At 42.3% G+C, this 17,234-nt stretch carries 15 protein-coding genes and 1 tRNA gene; 6 read left to right on the forward strand and 10 right to left on the reverse strand.

Going from position 1 to position 17,234, the window contains the following annotated elements; genetic code table 11:
- Positions 1-184: 184 nt before the first annotated feature.
- Genes cobC through cbiB form a run of 6 tightly spaced genes read right to left on the reverse strand, consistent with a single transcriptional unit; the run spans position 185 to position 4,669 of the window.
- Positions 185-718, reverse strand: coding sequence for an alpha-ribazole phosphatase (cobC, locus tag DWX23_RS14120; protein ID WP_122374956.1), 534 nt, complete (start codon positions 716-718; stop codon positions 185-187).
- 11 nt (positions 719-729) lie between these two features.
- Entirely contained in the window at positions 730-1,482 is a 753-nt protein-coding gene (locus DWX23_RS14125) for an adenosylcobinamide-GDP ribazoletransferase (RefSeq protein WP_122374957.1), read from the reverse strand.
- A gap of 33 nt (positions 1,483-1,515) precedes the next feature.
- Positions 1,516-2,553, reverse strand: a complete 1,038-nt coding sequence (gene cobT, locus DWX23_RS14130) for a nicotinate-nucleotide--dimethylbenzimidazole phosphoribosyltransferase (RefSeq protein WP_122374958.1) — start codon at positions 2,551-2,553, stop codon at positions 1,516-1,518.
- 15 nt (positions 2,554-2,568) lie between these two features.
- The gene (locus tag DWX23_RS14135; protein WP_122374959.1) at positions 2,569-3,087 is read right to left on the reverse strand and encodes a bifunctional adenosylcobinamide kinase/adenosylcobinamide-phosphate guanylyltransferase; all 519 of its coding nucleotides are present in this window, start codon (positions 3,085-3,087) and stop codon (positions 2,569-2,571) included.
- A 4-nt stretch (positions 3,088-3,091) separates the two neighbouring features.
- The gene (locus DWX23_RS14140) at positions 3,092-3,703 is read right to left on the reverse strand and encodes a S4 domain-containing protein (RefSeq protein WP_122374960.1); all 612 of its coding nucleotides are present in this window, start codon (positions 3,701-3,703) and stop codon (positions 3,092-3,094) included.
- 15 nt (positions 3,704-3,718) lie between these two features.
- Positions 3,719-4,669, reverse strand: a complete 951-nt coding sequence (gene cbiB / locus DWX23_RS14145; RefSeq protein ID WP_122374961.1) for an adenosylcobinamide-phosphate synthase CbiB — start codon at positions 4,667-4,669, stop codon at positions 3,719-3,721.
- A gap of 82 nt (positions 4,670-4,751) precedes the next feature.
- On the opposite strand from cbiB, the gene DWX23_RS14150 reads away from it, so the two are divergent.
- Positions 4,752-5,774 carry an SPOR domain-containing protein gene (locus DWX23_RS14150; RefSeq protein WP_122374962.1) on the forward strand — a complete coding sequence of 341 codons (1,023 nt, stop codon included), beginning with the start codon at positions 4,752-4,754 and terminating at the stop codon, positions 5,772-5,774.
- A 157-nt stretch (positions 5,775-5,931) separates the two neighbouring features.
- On the opposite strand, the gene DWX23_RS14155 is transcribed toward DWX23_RS14150, so the two are convergent.
- Together DWX23_RS14155 and DWX23_RS14160 are read right to left on the reverse strand one after the other, a co-directional pair.
- Positions 5,932-6,123: an Arc family DNA-binding protein gene (locus DWX23_RS14155; protein WP_122356378.1), complete on the reverse strand. Its 192-nt coding sequence runs from the start codon at positions 6,121-6,123 to the stop codon at positions 5,932-5,934.
- Between the two features lie 30 nt (positions 6,124-6,153).
- Positions 6,154-7,029: an SPFH domain-containing protein gene (locus DWX23_RS14160; protein WP_122356376.1), complete on the reverse strand. Its 876-nt coding sequence runs from the start codon at positions 7,027-7,029 to the stop codon at positions 6,154-6,156.
- 134 nt (positions 7,030-7,163) lie between these two features.
- Between DWX23_RS14160 and DWX23_RS14165 the strand changes: the two genes are divergently transcribed.
- The 3 genes from DWX23_RS14165 (at position 7,164) to DWX23_RS14175 (ending at position 13,723) form a co-directional block, all read left to right on the forward strand.
- Positions 7,164-9,167: a tetratricopeptide repeat protein gene (locus DWX23_RS14165; protein WP_122374963.1), complete on the forward strand. Its 2,004-nt coding sequence runs from the start codon at positions 7,164-7,166 to the stop codon at positions 9,165-9,167.
- 112 nt (positions 9,168-9,279) lie between these two features.
- Positions 9,280-12,441: a carboxypeptidase regulatory-like domain-containing protein gene (locus DWX23_RS14170; protein ID WP_122374964.1), complete on the forward strand. Its 3,162-nt coding sequence runs from the start codon at positions 9,280-9,282 to the stop codon at positions 12,439-12,441.
- Positions 12,442-12,523: 82 nt separating this feature from the next.
- Entirely contained in the window at positions 12,524-13,723 is a 1,200-nt protein-coding gene (locus DWX23_RS14175; RefSeq protein ID WP_122375109.1) for an ectonucleotide pyrophosphatase/phosphodiesterase, read from the forward strand.
- Between the two features lie 57 nt (positions 13,724-13,780).
- Here DWX23_RS14175 and DWX23_RS14180 read toward each other — a convergent pair whose 3' ends face one another.
- Positions 13,781-13,996: a winged helix-turn-helix domain-containing protein gene (locus tag DWX23_RS14180; RefSeq protein WP_122356368.1), complete on the reverse strand. Its 216-nt coding sequence runs from the start codon at positions 13,994-13,996 to the stop codon at positions 13,781-13,783.
- A 379-nt stretch (positions 13,997-14,375) separates the two neighbouring features.
- On the opposite strand from DWX23_RS14180, the gene DWX23_RS14185 reads away from it, so the two are divergent.
- Positions 14,376-14,753 (forward strand): RNA-binding protein, encoded by a 378-nt coding sequence (locus tag DWX23_RS14185; RefSeq protein WP_122356366.1) that lies wholly within the window; start codon positions 14,376-14,378, stop codon positions 14,751-14,753.
- A 271-nt stretch (positions 14,754-15,024) separates the two neighbouring features.
- Here the strand turns inward: DWX23_RS14185 and DWX23_RS14190 are convergent.
- Positions 15,025-15,097, reverse strand: a tRNA-Glu gene (locus DWX23_RS14190).
- 274 nt (positions 15,098-15,371) lie between these two features.
- Here DWX23_RS14190 and mutA point away from each other — a divergent pair.
- On the forward strand, positions 15,372-17,234 hold the full coding sequence (gene mutA, locus DWX23_RS14195) for a methylmalonyl-CoA mutase small subunit (RefSeq protein ID WP_122374965.1): 1,863 nt from the start codon (positions 15,372-15,374) through the stop codon (positions 17,232-17,234).

The raw sequence follows: 17,234 nt of genomic DNA on the forward strand, positions 1-17,234 counted from the left end.
CCGTTTTAGTAAGCGAGAGCTGAAAGGTAGAAAGGAGTTCATTCGAAAGAGTGGACTCCTTTTTCATTTATCATGGTTTCACTTTTTATCAGAATTGAATGATACATTGAGCATGAATTTATGAGCAGTATAGATAATACACTCCCTGCCCTCTTTTGAGAAGGGGAAGGGGGAGTGTAGATATTTAGTCAAAGGAAAGTTTTATGATTTCTCCGTAGGAAGGTACATTCTTGAAGGCTTCTTTGATGTCATATTCTCCGGCATAAACCCGTGCACAGGTTAAAACGCCTCCGTGAGCGAATATGCAGACATTCTCTAATCCACTCTCTCTTATTTCATCAAGAAATGAACTGACACGTACATATTGATCTTTTAAAGACTCCCCTTCCGGTGTTTTGGTATCGATCCAATCTGCAAACCAGGCTTCGGAACGAGGATCGGAAGATAACTCTTCCCATGACTTCATCTCCCATTCCCCGAAATTAAGTTCTTTTACCCGGTCTTCCCGGATTGCATCCGGATAACCACAGTAAGAGGCGAGACGTACGCAACGTGTAAGCGGACTGCACCAGACTTTATTGAAAGTGAGTCCGGAGAGCGATTCTTTTACTTTTTCAGCCTCTTCTTCAAAGGAAGGACGTAATGCAACATCTGTCTGTCCGTATGCGTAGCCTGCAGGAACGTCGACAGAGGTGTGTCTGATCAAATAGATATTCATATAGTGACTTTCTAAAGTGTTGTTGTATATATAACAGTTATCCCGAGATAAAAGCTCAATTCGCAAAGTAAAAATGTGGCTCCGCAACAATCACCGGTATATCCTTGTATTTTCTTTTTCATAAGTGTAGTCAGCATATACCAGGTAGCAACCGGAAGAAGACCGGCCAGAAAATAAACGGGTTTCGGTAGCCAGCATAAAGGAACTAGCAGGCAAATCAGACTGAACAGATATTCTCCTGTCGTCATGCGGCTATAGATCGTTTTACTTTTAGCTTCTTCCTCTTTTCGGGCATAAGGGAGACGGTTGATGATCATCCCTGCCACTCCTTTGCTATAAGGATCACCCGCTAAGATGGCACAACCAGCCAATTCAACAGGAAGACTGCTGAGTAATAGATAATACAAGCCCAAATAGCAGATTAAACCGATTACTCCGTAACTACCTATGTGGGAATCTTTCATAATGGCCAATACCCGTTCCCGGTTGGTTCCTCCTCCAAATCCGTCAAAAAAATCGGCCAGTCCGTCTTCATGCAAACAGCCAGTAATCAATAATCGGGTTATCATAGCCAGGGCTACGGCAACTCCGGCTGGTAGAATAAGGGAACTTGCATACAATACGATAACCATCAATCCGGCAGTGAACCAACCGACCAGCGCCCATCGGCTGACTATATTTTTGAAATATTCGGTGGGAACCTCTGCCAGTTTCCAGAAAGGTAGACGTGTAAAGAATATGAATGCAGCCAGTATACGTAACATATATATAAATGTTAGGAATGGAAGACCATCCGGTTAGAAATATTTAGTTACTGCAGCTTGTTGGAATGTATGCATTTCATTGATCATACGTACAGCCGAGTCGATAATCGGGTAAGCGCAAACTGAACCGGAACCTTCTCCTAAACGTAATCCCAGATTTAAGACCGGTTCTGCCTGAAGTACATCCAACACCTTTCTGTGTCCGGCTTCGTCTCCGCAATGTCCGAATATGCAATAAGGAAGTATTTCCGGATATAGGCGGGAAGCTGCCAACACACAATTGGTCATTATAAAGCCATCTACGAGAATCACCATTTTGAGTTCTGCAGCCCGAAGCATTCCACCAACAGCCATGACCATTTCATAACCTCCGAAATAACCGATCACATCCAATGTACTGTTATCGCCTTTGTAATTTTCAAGGGCTGCTTTCAATACTTTATATTTATGTTGCACACCGATGCTGTCCAAACCACTTCCGGCACCTACACATTCGATCAGGGGAATACCTGTGAGGCAAGTCATCCACATACTTGACGCAGCTGTATTGCCTATGCCCATTTCTCCGAAACTGATGACATTGCATCCTTCTTTATGGCAGTCAGAGGCAATATCGGCTCCATACTGAAGGGCCAACTCCATTTCTTCACGGGTCATGGCGGCTTCGTGCAGGAAGTTCCGGGTACCTTTCCTGATTTTCCGGTCTATCAATTGTGGTATTGCAGGAAAATCGAAATCGACCCCGCCATCGACTATTTTTATTTCAAAACCATGCTGACGAGCCAGGAAACAGACACCGGCTCCGCCATTCAGAAAGTTGTGAATCACTTGGCGGGTGACTTCCTTGGGAGATTTGCTAACGCCTTCATCGGCAATGCCGTGATCAGAGGCATATATAACATTCATCGGATGCGTTAAAGCTGGTGTAAGTGTCTGCTGGATCAGTCCGACCTGGAGAGCAATTTCTTCCAATCTGCCCAACGAACCTTTGGGTTTGGTCAGATTATTTATTTTGTCTTGTAGTGCTTCCGCAATAGCAGTATCCGGTTTTTCAATATGAAAGGTAATCATTGTTCTATTATTTTGTTATTCTTTTATTTTCATGGGTATTCCGCTTATCATCAGTACGACTTCATCGGCACGGGAGGCTATGTATTGGTTTAGCCATCCCTGCAGGTCCGTGAATTTGCGCTGTACCGGATCAGGGGAGACACCTCCTAATCCTATTTCATTGGTAACGAATATGAGATAAGCATGCTGTTCGACCAGCCGGTTGAATTCTTCATTCAGTTCTTTAAGAGACAATTCGACATTGCTGTCGTTGTCAAAAAAGAAATTAGTACCCCACAAGGTGACACAGTCTATTACGACTACCCGCCCATTCAGGTTGTGATGGCTCAGGTATTTTTCTTCTTCGATGTTTGTCCATTCCGGACCGCGGTCGGCCTGGTGGCGGAGAACACGTTGGCGGAATTCTTCATCCCATACACGGGATGTAGCCAGATAGACCGGGTTAGCGCTTAATGATAAGGCTAACTTTTGTGCATATCCGCTTTTGCCGGAACGTTGTCCTCCTGTTACCAGTACGATATGTTTGTCAGGCATCGCTTTATTCTCCTTTCGGCTTATTGCGGGCAGCAGTTCGTTTCGCTTTATTTATCGGATTGTTCTTACTCGTTTTCCGCAAACTGGCAGATTTCGGGGAAGCTGCGAGACGTTGTGCAACGGCAGCTCTTCCTAAAGATTTACCGAACTTTGGGCGCATAGCCTCTTTGAGTGCCTTTTCTTCCGTTGTCAGTTTTTCTTTTGGTTTTTCTCCGCTTTTAGCCGCCTTTCTTGCGGCTGCATATTTGTTATATTTGACATATTTACCGGGTCTTAATTTACTGCCGGAACCGGAAGATTTCTTTTTTTCGGTAGCAGGAGCATTTGTGGCAGGAGTGTTGGCCTCTACGATTTTTTCTTTTTTCTCAACTTTTGCAGTCGCTTCACCAAAGATGAGATTTTGAGTTTTTCCTGCACCCGTACGGGCATGTTCCTGTGCCTGTTTGAAATTGACCTGAATATCATCGAGCATGATGATATCCGTCTTACTTACTTTCTGTCCGACTTCGGGCAGTTTACCATTGACGGTAACCCGTCCCATTTCGATGAATTTGTCTGCCTCCCTGCGGGAGCAAAGACCTGCGTCACTAAGCAGTTTGTTTAGTCTTATTTCCATATTCGTATAATTTTTTTATTGCAATAATAATGATAGAAGACAAACAAGCAATCCCATAGCTAGTTCTGTATTGCTGTTTATTTTAGTTGCTATTAACATATCTTCTGTCGTGAAAGGCCGGTCGTTAACTCCGATATGAGGTTTTTCTACAGCCTGTCCGAAATAGTCGTGCGTTCCTCCGAAACGGCAATCCAGAATGGCAGCCAGCGCCGCTTCAGGATAACCTGAGTTCGGACTGAGATGTGCACGACCGAAGCGCGTCAGAAAATCTCTTTTATGCCAGTTGCCGGAAACCAGTAACATCAAACAGGCTGTCAGCCGGGCTGGTATATAATTGGCGACATCGTCCAGCCGGGCAGCCGCTTGTCCGAAATCCTTGTATCGCTCATTCTTGTAACCGATCATTGAATCGAGCGTATTGATCATTTTATAGGCCATCATTCCGGGCAGTCCCAGAAAGCCGAACCAGAACATCGGGGCGATCACTCCGTCACTCAGGTTTTCAGCCAATGTTTCAAGGGCGGCAGCTCTGATCTCTTGCGGGGATAAGTCGGAGGTATCGCGTCCTACGATGCGTCCTACTTGTGTGCGTCCTTCTTCCACGCTGCGGTCTACTGCTTCAAAAACAGCTTTGACTTCCGTGATCAGAGTTTTTCCAGCCAGACAATAAAAAACACCGATCCCGATGAGGATGGCATATAATTGTGTATTTATGAATATAGCCGATAAAAGCAATAAACGGGTCAGAAGATAAACACCGGCGACGAGGACCAATGTCAGTAAACCTCCTTTATAAAAGCGGTTCTCCCCTTGATTGAGTCTTTTTTCTCCGAAAGAAATGAGTTTTCCGAACCAGACGATAGGATGGGGCCAGCCTTCTGGATCGCCTAACAGACGATCTGCCAGCCATCCGCCCAGAAAAGGAATAACCCTAAGTAAATATATCGATTGAGTTGACCAGTACATATTATTTGTTTGAGATACAAAGGTAGAAAATTGTACCGTTGTTTGTTTTGTAAATTCACTAATAAATATCTACCTTTGTCTTATGCTTAGGATAATAACACATATAGAACGATTATTACTGGTACACGACTGTGTGATTGTACCGGGATTTGGTGGGTTTGTACTGCAGGCTGTTTCTGCTGTATATGATGAAAAAGAACATTTGTTCAATCCCCAACGAAAAGAAATCGTTTTTAATGTCACATTGCAGCATAACGACGGGTTGCTTTCGGAATCATATATGCAGATGTATGATGTCAATTACCGGAAAGCGCAATTGATGTTGGAAGAAGATGTGGCAGATATGAAAGTGGTTTTACAGGAAGATAAAAAATTATCTTTGGGTGTGCTAGGTTCCTTTAGCCTTGGGATGGAAGGACAAGTTATTTTTCACCCGGGAGAATCTGATGCTTTCAGTGTGGGTTCTTATGGCTTGGTTTCATTCAATTTCCCGCAACTTCAGCCTGTTTTGGCAGAGCGTGAAGAGGTTGCTTTACTTACCCGAAAGAGAAAGAAAGATATATTATATATACCGGTTAACCGGAAATTACTTCGTGTCGCTGCGGCTTCGGCAGCAGCAGTCGCTTTATTCTTGCTTGTGTCGACTCCGGTAAAGGATGTCAATCAGGCGGCCTATACAGCGAGTTTTGTTCCGACAGAGATGGTTGTGAAAAGTGCTCCTGGAATAAAGCCGGCAGAGGAAATTGCTTCGGAAGAAACGATTGCACCTGAAATCAATGAAGTGAAGACTGAGCGTAAAGTTGCTGCTGTAGCTCCGTCCCGTGAAGTGAAAAGGCAAAAGATTACCCCTGAACCGGCAATAGCTAAGCCTAATCTTAAAATGTACCACATTGTAATCGCAAGTTTTCCAACGGAAGACCAGGCTGATAAATACATAGCAGGTGTAGACCGTCAAGAATGTAAACATGTAAGTAAGGTTGTTCGTGACGGGAAGTACCGTATTTATGCGGATAAATTCGATAACCGTGAACAAGCTGAAAGCTATATGGCGACCTTGCGTATGAATGAAAAGTACAAAGATGCGTGGCTGTTCATCAGTCGCTAAATAATGCTTCTTGTATTTATTTTATTTGCTACTTACTCTTTTAAATACTGAAATAAAAATACCTCCGGGAGAATTTAGAATTTCTTTCGGAGGTATTTTGTTTTTCTTCCGAATGAAACTAAAATATCTTCCGGAAGTGTTCAGGAGTTATTGTCTTTTACTCCTCTTCTTGTTTTGATTGTTTTTTCTTTTTTAAACGGCCTGCTTTTCGTAGTGCCTGGTCCAGGATGTACTGGATCTGGCCATTGGTGCTGCGGAATTCATCCGCAGCCCATTTTTCGATAGCATCCATCATCTCTGCATCAATTCGCAGAACAAAGTTTTTGGTTGCATTCTCTTTTTTGGCCATCACTCTTATATTAATATTAAAAATTTAGGATCATTGATATAATGTACCTGTGTTAATAACAGGCTGGGCTGATTCATCCGCGCAAAGAACTACCAGTAAATTGCTTACCATGGTTGCTTTCTTTTCTTCATCGAGTTCGACAATACTGTCTTTCTCCAGTTTCTCCAATGCCAGATGAACCATACTGACTGCCCCTTCTACGATACGTTCCCGGGCTGCAATGATGGCATCAGCCTGTTGGCGGCGAAGCATAACACCAGCAATTTCAGAAGCATAAGCCAGATAATTGATACGTGCTTCCACCACTTCTATTCCGGCAAGCGTGAGACGGCTGTTCAGTTCGTCTTCGAGTCGTTGGGTTACTTCCCCTTCGTTATCGGAACGCAATGTTACTTTGTCGGTTGTTTCGTTTGTATCGTATGCATACATTCCGGCGACCTGACGTAAGGCAGCGTCACTTTGGATCTGAACGAAAGATTTGACATCTCCTGAAATATCGAAGGTCGCTTTATATGTATCTTTGATTCTCCATACCACTACAGCTCCGATCATTACCGGATTACCTACTTTGTCGTTCACTTTGATCGGCTCCAGATTCAGGTTGAAAATACGCAGGGTCACTTTTGTTTTCAATAAAAGTGGATTTACCCAGAAAAAGCCATTCTCGATAATTGTGCCGACATATTTTCCGAAGAATGTCATGACCCGTGAATTGTTCGGCTGAATAATGATTAATCCGTAACACATGAAAATTGCACATAGTGCACCAATAATGCCTAAAACAATACTCCAGGGTTGTTTCAGTGTGAACATGAAAATGGAAGCGCCCAGTATTACCAGGATAAATAATATGGCCAGGAAACCGGAGAGCCTAATGCCGTCAAATGCTTTTTCTTGTGCTTTCATAATAATTTATATTTGATATTATTTTGATATCACAAATTAAAACAATTATCTGTATATAACCAAATAAAATATCCCTTTTTTATAAGAGGATATTTAAAATATTATTTAGCTTTGTCTACTCAAAATTTACACGATTGGAATTTCAACTAGATACGGACAACAGAGAGTTTCAGGATGCCCTGCAACTGATTACTCATACCCGTCAGTCTGTTTTCCTGACAGGGAAAGCGGGGACGGGCAAATCTACTTTTCTCAAATATATCTGTTCGCATACGAAGAAAAAACATGTTGTATTGGCCCCTACAGGTATCGCTGCTATCAATGCGGAAGGGGTGACTTTGCATTCTTTCTTTAAGCTGCCGTTTCGTCCGATGCTTCCGGATGATCCCGACCTGAGTCTGAAAGATGGTCGGATTTTCGAATTCTTTAAATATAGAAAAGAACACAGAAAGATTATTTCGGAGGTCGAACTGATTATTATCGATGAGATTTCGATGGTAAGAGCGGATATTATCGATTGTGTGGACCGTATTTTGCGTGTTTTTTCCGGGAATATGCGTTTGCCGTTTGGTGGAAAACAGCTGTTATTCGTGGGAGATGTGTTCCAGTTGGAACCGGTTGTGCCATCCGACCAGAAAGAGATATTGAGCCTGTTCTATGCCAGTCCGTTTTTCTTTTCGGCAAGAGTATTTCAGTCGATCAACCTGGTACCGATCGAATTACAGAAAGTCTATCGCCAGACCGATCCTGTATTTATCAATATATTGGACCGGATACGGAGTAATGCTGCAAGGAAGCAGGAACTGGATATTTTAAATGCCCGTTACTTCCCTGAATTTACGCCGAATAATGAGGACATGTACATTACGCTTGCCACCCGTCGCGATCAGGTCGATTTCATCAATGAAAAAAGATTGTCGGAGCTGCCCGGTGATGAATTTATCTCTACCGGACGTATAGAGGGGGATTTTCCGGAATCCTCTTTGCCTACGCAACTGAATCTGGCGATCAAGGAACAGGCACAAGTGATCTTTATCGATAATGATCACGAGCGTCGTTGGGTAAATGGTACTATCGGAATGGTTTCCGGCATTGATGAAAACGGGAATATATATGTCCTGCTGGAAAATGGGATCGAACATCTGGTCGAACCTACCTCATGGCGCAATTACAAATATAAATACAACGAAAAGGAAAAGAGAATAGAGGAAGAAATTGTCGGAACTTTTGAGCAATTGCCCATCCGCCTGGCCTGGGCGATTACTGTGCATAAAAGTCAGGGACTAACCTTCAACCGGGTCGTTGTCGATCTGACGGGAGGTGTATTTGCCGGTGGGCAGACCTATGTAGCCCTGAGTCGTAGCACATCGCTCGAGGGGCTGGTTCTGAAAAGCAGGGTGACTTCTCATGATATTTTTGTCCGTAAAGAGATCGTTCAGTTCAGTCAGATTTTTAACAGCAAGGAACTGATAGAAAAGAGTCTTCGTGAAAGTGAAGCCGAACTTTTGTATGCCCGTGCCGCGCATGATTTTAACCGTGGAAATATGAAAAATGCAGTGGAATCGTTGGCACAGGCTGTCGGAAAACGCAACGAACTCGATAAGCCGTTGGTACAGCGTCTGCTCCGTTCCAAACTTCAACGTATAAATTCGCAACAGGCGGAGATCAGGAAACTGAAGGAAGATCTGTATGCACAGCGTGAAATCCTCAAAGAATATGCCCATGAATATTATCTGATGGGAAATGAGTGTGTCACGAAAGCCAATGACCCGAATGCAGCTCTCCGCTCATTCGACAAAGCCTTGAAACTATATCCCGAATATGTGGATGCCTGGGTGCGCAAAGGCGTGACTTTATTGGATCTTGGAGAAACATACGATGCGCAGGTTGCTTTGAACGAAGCTGTCAGGCTGAGTCCTCTTTCATTCAAAGCCCGTTATAATCGCGGGAAATGTTATTTGCGTATGAAGTATTATGAGGAGGCGGTCGCCGACCTTCAAAAGGCGGTATCCATCAAACCGAAACATGCTTCTGCGCATGAATATCTGGCGGAAGCTTACCGTTTTGTCGGTGAAGAAGAACTGGCACAACAACATCAGGATATAGCAGATAGTTTGCGGGAAAATCGAAATATTTAAGAAAGTCCATAAAAATCAAACGGAATCGTAATGTTTTGGTAACATAGATTATATATCTTTGCGGCGTTATATAAAAAGTGTTTCGATTGTTTTATTTTAAATACCATCTAGTATGAAGAACTTATCTGTGTTTGTTCTTTTTCTTTTTTGTCTGACATTTGCTGTGAATGCACAGGTTACAACATCCGGGATCAGTGGTAAAGTGACGGCAGAAGGAGAACTTCTGATCGGTGCTACAGTGCAGGCCGTTCACGAACCCTCCGGTACTACTTATGGCACTGTTACTAATGCCGACGGACGTTATAGTTTACAGGGAATGCGTATCGGTGGCCCTTATACGGTAGAAGTCTCGTATGTAGGATTTCAGAAAGCCGTATATAAAAACATTACCCTTCAGTTGGGTGAAACGTATTTGTTGGATGTGAAACTGACTGAGTCGTTATCGTTGGATGAAGTCGTTGTCACTGCCTCGAAAGCTGCGTTGTTCAATTCCCAGAAAACAGGAGCGGCTCAAAACTTCAACCAATCACAAATTCTTTCGACTCCTACAGTAAATCGTAGCATTTTCGATATTACTAAAATGAATCCGATGGGAATCAATACGAGTAGCGGGATGTCGTTTGTCGGTTCAAGTAATAAATACAACTCTTTTCAAATTGACGGGACGGCGAATAATGATGTGTTCGGTTTGTCTGCCAGCGGAACAAATGGTGATCAAGCGGGGGCAAACCCGATCTCTTTGGATGCCATTGAAGAAATTCAAGTGGTAATTGCGCCGTTTGATGTCCGGCAAAGCGGATTTACCGGTGGTGGAATTAATGCGATCACGAAATCAGGTACAAATGCGTTCCATGGTTCTGTTTACGGATATTATAATAATGAGAAATTTTATGGAAAGACACCAGGAAATGCAAAGGAACGTACACGCTTGGATGATCAGTCGTCTGAGACATACGGAGTAACTTTAGGTGGTCCGATCATCAAAAATAAATTATTCTTTTTTACAAACTTTGAACGGGTAAAGGAGGTTTATCCTACAACTAACAACATTGGGACTGAAAGTTCCAAATTAGATAAAAACGAAGTGGGTCTGATTATTGATAAGATATCTCAATTAACAGGCGGTTATAACGGTGGTGGTTATGGCCCGTTGGATGTGGATACTTATTCGAATAAATTCCTGGCACGTATCGACTGGAATGCAAATGATAAAAATAAATTTACCCTCCGGTATAGCTTGCTTGATGCACGCAGTATGAATTTTTCAAACAAACCAGCCGCTGCTCGTCTGAATGATAATGGTTATTATATGAAGAATTCCACTCATTCAATTGTTGCGGAATTGAATACGCAAATAAATCCTTTGTTGGCGAATGAGTTACGTATGGGATGGACCCGTGTCAGGGATAATCGTGATCCGTTAGGACAGGCTATGCCTTATGTTAAGATTGAACAATTGTCCGGTAATACATCACTGGAATTTGGGACGGAGAGATTTTCAATGGCGAATGCTTTGAATCAGGATATTTTTACGTTGACGGATAACCTGACTAAAATGGTGGGAAACCATGCGATCACAGTGGGAACATATAATGAATTTTTTAAAATGAGCAATTTATATCTGGCAAACAATTATGGTTCCTATACTTATAGCTCATTGGACGATTTCCTCTCGGTGGGGACAGCAAATGAAGTCGCTCCCAAATATTATGATTATTCGGTAGCACGTACGGAAATAACCGGGACTGACCGATGGGCTCCAGAATTTGGTGCTGCGCAATTAGGCTTTTATGTACAGGATGAATGGAATGTAACGAATTTATTGAGGTTGACTTATGGAGTGCGAATGGATATCCCTTTGTTTTTCGATAAACCGCTGGCAAATGAAGCATTTAATAATTCAGACATAGCAAAGCAATACAAAGTGGCAACTAACCAGCTGCCTTCCACTAAGGTGTTGTGGTCGCCTCGCGTGGGTTTTCGCTGGAATCCGGATGAAGACCGCAGGACTTTGGTTCGTGGAGGAATCGGTATTTTTACCGGACGTATTCCTTTCGTTTGGATATCAAATAGCTTTACAAATACCGGTATTGAAGTAAGCCGTACTTCTTTTAATTTCAGAAATATGCCTCAAATCAAACCTGATGGTTTCCATTTCAATATTGATCCGTCCAAACAATACGAATCGCCGGGCACATCGGAAGTAAATGTTGTCGATAAAGATTTCAAATATCCATCTGTTTTTCGTACCAATTTAGCTGTGGAACATACATTACCTTATGATATCCGTGTTAGTTTAGAAGGTTTGTATTCAAAAACCTTAAATAATATTTTATATGAAAATATCAATTATCAACATACCGGTAGTTTGAATAATGGAGGAGATAATCGTCCCACCTACAAACAAGTCGATGCCAATTTTACACAAATTATGTATCTGACTAATACGAATAAAGGATATACGTATAATATAACAGCCAAGGTTGAAAAGCCTTTTGATTTCGGTTTAAATGCGATGGTTGCATATTCTTACGGACAGGCAAAATCTTTAACAGATGGAAATTCTTCACAGGCATATTCAGGTTGGAAATATAATCCTGTTTATGGAGGAGATGTTGCCCCCGAGTTAAGTTGGTCTATGTTTGATGTGCGTAACCGTATAGTCGCTTCGGTTTCTTATACAAAAGAATATGCCGGACATTTTGCTACTACAGTAAGTCTGTTTTATAATGGGCAAACCGGCGGTCGCTATTCTCTGCTTTATTCCAATGATATAAATGGTGACGGTTATGGGAATGACTTGTTATATATACCGACAGACGCAGAGCGTGAGAAAATGCTCTTTACGGATATTGTATCTAACGGAAAGGTCACTTTTACCGCGGCAGAGCAAAAAGATGCTTTTGTCAAATGGATTGAAGGAAATAAAGATATCAGGGATACAAAGGGAGATCATATTAAGCGTAATCAATTGGTAATGCCGTTCGAGCATCATTTTGATTTCCATATTGCACAAAATTTCTTTATGAATGTGGCTGGTAGAAGACATACATTGCAAGTTAATTTTGATATATTGAATGTTGGGAATTTGTTCAATAAGAAATGGGGATTATATCATCAGACTTCCACAGGTTATGATCTGACTCCTGTAGCTGCTTTTGCAGGTAAAGATGGTCAGTTTACTTATCAGTTCCGTGATCCGGGTGATATGTATACGAATACGGCTATAACTTCACGCTGGCAGGCTCAGATAGGTTTACGTTATATTTTCTAACGCGTATTTTATGATTTGAATTAAATAATCGGAAGAGGTTCACTATCTTTGTGAACCTCTTTCTTTTTGAGGTGATATGATTATGAAAAGATATATAAGTTTGCTTTTAGGATGCGTGATTCTGGCCGGCATTACTTTTTCCGGTTGTTCTTCGTCAAAACATAATGACCGTTACGTCGTGGTCCTTTCTATGGATGGTTTCCGTTCCGATTATCCCGACCGTGCTTATACTCCGACATTGGATTCTCTGGCGAAAGTCGGGATACGTGCCGCTTTTCGTCCCTCGTTTCCCAGCGTTACTTTCCCTAACCATTACAGTATGGCGACCGGCTTGCATCCGGACCATCATGGTCTGATCAATAATTTCTTCTATGCTCCCGACCTGGATAGTATTTATCGCATGGCAGATCCGACACCGGGCTTTTACGGAGGTGAACCGATCTGGAATACGGCAGAGAAGCAAGGTGTGCATGCGGCTTCTTTTTTCTGGGTGGGCAGCGAGTATTCGATTCAGGGACGTCAGCCTTCTATCTGGAAGCCTTTTGATAAGCATATTCCTTATTCGGACCGTGCCGACTCTGTGGTAGCGTGGTTACGTTTGCCGGAAGATATACGTCCTCACCTGGTTATGTGGTATATAGAGGAACCCGATGGGATCGGGCATATCTGTACACCGGATTCTTCGGCAACCTTGCATAAAGTAGAAGAACTGGACCGGGTCTTGAATCATTTCTTTAATGAAGCCCGTAAACTGGATGTTTTTGATAAAATCGATTTTATAGTCCTTTCCGATCATGGGATGGCAACCTATACGCCGGAGAAATATGTCAATCTGAACGATTATTTGCCCCGCGATAGTTTCGATTATATTTTTGACGGTGTCCCGACTTTGCTCTATCCGAAGAAAAGTTATACGGAGACAGCTTATAATATTCTAAAAAAAGTCCCGAATGTTACGGTCTGGAAGAAAAACGAAATACCGGCAGAATACGTCTATGGGAGTAATCCCCGGATAGGTGACCTGGTCGTACTTCCCCATATAGGGACCTATCTGCATTTTCGTGAAAAATCTTATCCTTATCCGGGAGCAACTCACGGCTATGATAATTTCGCACCTGAGATGGAGGCTATCTTTTATGCGGCAGGTCCGTCTTTTAAAAAGAATGTGGAATTGCCGGTAATGGCTAATGTCAATTTATATTTGATCATTTCCCGGTTGCTGGATCTGGAACCCGCACCGAATGACGGTGACAGTCTGGTGGTGAATTCATTATTCCGTTAAACAATAAAAAAAGCGATCTGGAAAAGGTCGCTTTTTATTTTTATCAAAGGGCATCTTTTAATAATTGAAATTCATCCCCGGACAAAAAGCGATCTGGCTACTGGCACTTTTGATCTGAATCTTGTTTTCGCGGGCTAGCCAACCGATTGCAGACCATAAATCAGCTTCACACAAAGAAGTTGCTTTCTTCAACTCCTCAAAACTCCAACATCCACCATCCAGCAACAGATTCCAGATGGTACCTGCGTTTAATCCAATTGTTCCTTTCGTCATGACAAACTCTCTTTTATGTTTATGGTATGACATTAAAACTGAAATAAAAGCGGAAATGATATATTCCGCCTGTTATTTTAGTGTGTTTTATAAAAAGGAGCTTCCGGCAAAAGATTTTTTTTCTAAATCGAGCCTTTGTAGATACAAGGCCTTAAAAATGATCATTGTTTGTTTACAAGAGTTTTGGGAAAAAGATTTGTTAGAAAAAGATTGCCATAAAGTATCATAGTTTCAAATTAAATCTTACATTTGCAGTATATTGAGATTGATTTAAACTTGTATTTGAAGTTTTACTCGCAATTTAGATTTGTAAAGTATATTCATTCAACTATTATTCTATTCATCCTCAATAAACAATTAACTAAATAAGTTTTTATAAATGAATCTTTACATTTCAAATTTGAGTTACAACGTCACAGACGCTGACTTAAACGATTTATTCGCAGATTATGGTGAAATCCTTTCTGCTAGAGTTATCACAGACAGAGAAACAGGCCGTTCAAGAGGATTCGGTTTTGTAGAATTAAAGGATGACGAAATGGGCCGGAAGGCTATCGAAGAATTAAACCAGGCTACTTATGATGAAAAAGTAATCAACGTAACAGAAGCACGTCCGAGAGAAGACCGTGGCGGAAGCCGTGGTGGTTTCGGTGGTGGTAACCGTGGCGGTGGTTTCGGTGGTGGCAATCGTGGCGGTGGCTACGGTGGCGGTAATCGCGGAGGCTATGGTAACAACGGTGGCGGAAGAAGATATTAATCCGAATTATAGCAAAAGTAAAAGCGGCCCTTTAAAGGTCGCTTTTTTTTGTTTAATATTATTTAGGAGCATAGACTGCAAACTTGCTTTTGTTTGATTATTCCCCATCTCTTTTGGATATTTGGGGAATTTGCCCCATTGCAGTGGGGAATAATGCCCATTGCGGTGGGGGAAAAGTTCCACTGCGATGGGAATAAAAATCCTTTGCAATATAAATGTTTGCGGAATACCTTGAAAAAAAGCCTGCCGAAGTCATTCAGCAGGCTTTTAGTAGTGCGTCCGGGGATCGAACCCGAGTTTCCGCCGTGAGAGGGCGGCGTCCTAGGCCACTAGACGAATGCACCGTTTCGTGTCTTAGTTTTCATTGTTTGACGCTGCGAAATTAATGATTATTTCTTTTCGATGTTCTCTTTATGCGGAAAAAATGAAAAGAATTTTATCATGCCCTGTCAGAATGATACAATAATCGTCCTTATACCACTAAAAGGCGTTAAAAGGAAAAGCAATTTCGTTTATTTTTCATTGTTCTTCCTGTTTATTTATTCTACCTTTGCCCCCTGTTATTGAACAATATACTATTGAACAATTACTAATACCAGTATTAAAATAACTAATATTATGGCAGAACTAAAAGAAAAACTTTTCTCAGAATTCGCTCCGGTCTCTACTGAAGAATGGATGGCGAAGATTACGGCTGACCTGAAAGGTGCCCCGTTTGAGAAAAAGCTTGTTTGGAAGACAGGCGAAGGATTTAATGTAAATCCTTTCTATCGTGCAGAAGACATCGAAGGTTTGAAGACTACCGAGTCTCTTCCCGGTGAATTCCCTTATGTTCGCGGAACAAAGAAGGATAACGATTGGAAGGTACGCCAGAACATCGAAGTAACTTGTTTCAAAGAAGCCAACGAAAAAGCGCTTGACATTCTGAACAAAGGTATTACTTCACTCGGTTTCATCATCAAAGGTGATGAAGTGAATGCCGAAAATATTGCAACATTACTGGATGGTATCTGTCCGGAAGCTGTAGAACTGAACTTCAACACTTGCAACTGCAAGGCTGAAAAGTTGATCGGCATCCTGGAATACTGTCTGAAAGGAAAAGACGTAGACCTGAACAAATGTTTCGGTTCTGTCAACTACGATCCTTTCAAGAAACCTTTGGTAAAAGGTAAAGAAAATGGAAATTGGGTGGAAGCTGCATCTGCTGTGCTCAAAGCAGGACAGGCTTTACCTGGTTATAAAGTATTAGCCGTAAACGGTTTCTACTTCAACAATGCCGGTGCTTATATCACTCAGGAACTGGGTTATTCATTGGCTTGGGGTAACGAACTGATGGCTAAACTGACTGAAGCCGGTTTCAGTGCAGACGAAGTTGCCAAGAAGATCAAATTCAATCTGGGTATCAGCTCTAACTATTTCATGGAAATAGCAAAGTTCCGTGCTGCCCGTTGGTTGTGGGCCGAGATCGTTGCTGCTTACAATCCTGCATGTAACTGTGCTTGCAAGATGAATGCACATGCTCAGACTTCCGAATGGAACATGACTGTTTACGATGCTCACGTAAACCTGTTGCGTTCTCAGACTGAAGCGATGTCTGCTGCTTTGGCCGGTGTCGATTCTATCACTGTTCGTCCGTTCGATAAGACTTATCAAACTCCGGATGATTTCTCAGAACGTATTGCACGCAACCAGCAATTGTTACTGAAAGAAGAATGTCACCTGGATAAGGTGGTCGATCCTTCTGCCGGTTCTTATTATGTAGAAGTACTGACTAACTCGTTGGCTGACGTTGCCTGGAAACTGTTCCTGGAAGTAGAAGACAAAGGCGGTTTCGGTGCTGAAGTGGCTAACGGTAACATACAGAATGCAGTAAATGCTTCTAACGTAGCCCGTAAGAAAGCGGTTGCTACCCGTCGCGAAATCCTGCTGGGTTCTAACCAGTTCCCGAACTTCACAGAAGTAGCTGCCGGTAAGATCAAAGAAACAGCATCCTGCTGTTGTGGCGGTGGTCACTCTTGTGGTGAATCAACGGTTACTCCTCTTGATTTCTCTCGTGGTGCATCTGAATTTGAAGCATTGCGTCTGGCTACGGAAAATAGCGGTAAAACTCCGAAAGTGTTTATGTTGACTATCGGTAACCTGTCTATGCGTATTGCCCGTTCACAGTTCTCAAGTAACTTCTTTGCTTGTGCAGGATACAAGGTAATTGATAACTTAGGTTTCGAAACAGTAGAAGCCGGTGTGGATGCTGCCATGAAAGCTGGTGCTCAGATCGTTGTTCTTTGTTCTAGTGATGACGAATATGCAGAATTCGCTCCTGCTGCTTACAAAGCATTGGCCGGACGTGCTGAGTTCGTTGTAGCCGGTGCTCCTGAATGTATGGAAGACCTGAAAGCTCAGGGTATCGATCAATTTATCAATGTAAAGAGCAATGTGCTTGAAACATTGAAGGCTTTCAACGCAAAATTAGGAATCGCTTAA

Source organism: Parabacteroides sp. AF18-52, from assembly GCF_003479145.1.
Taxonomy (GTDB): domain Bacteria; phylum Bacteroidota; class Bacteroidia; order Bacteroidales; family Tannerellaceae; genus Parabacteroides; species Parabacteroides faecis.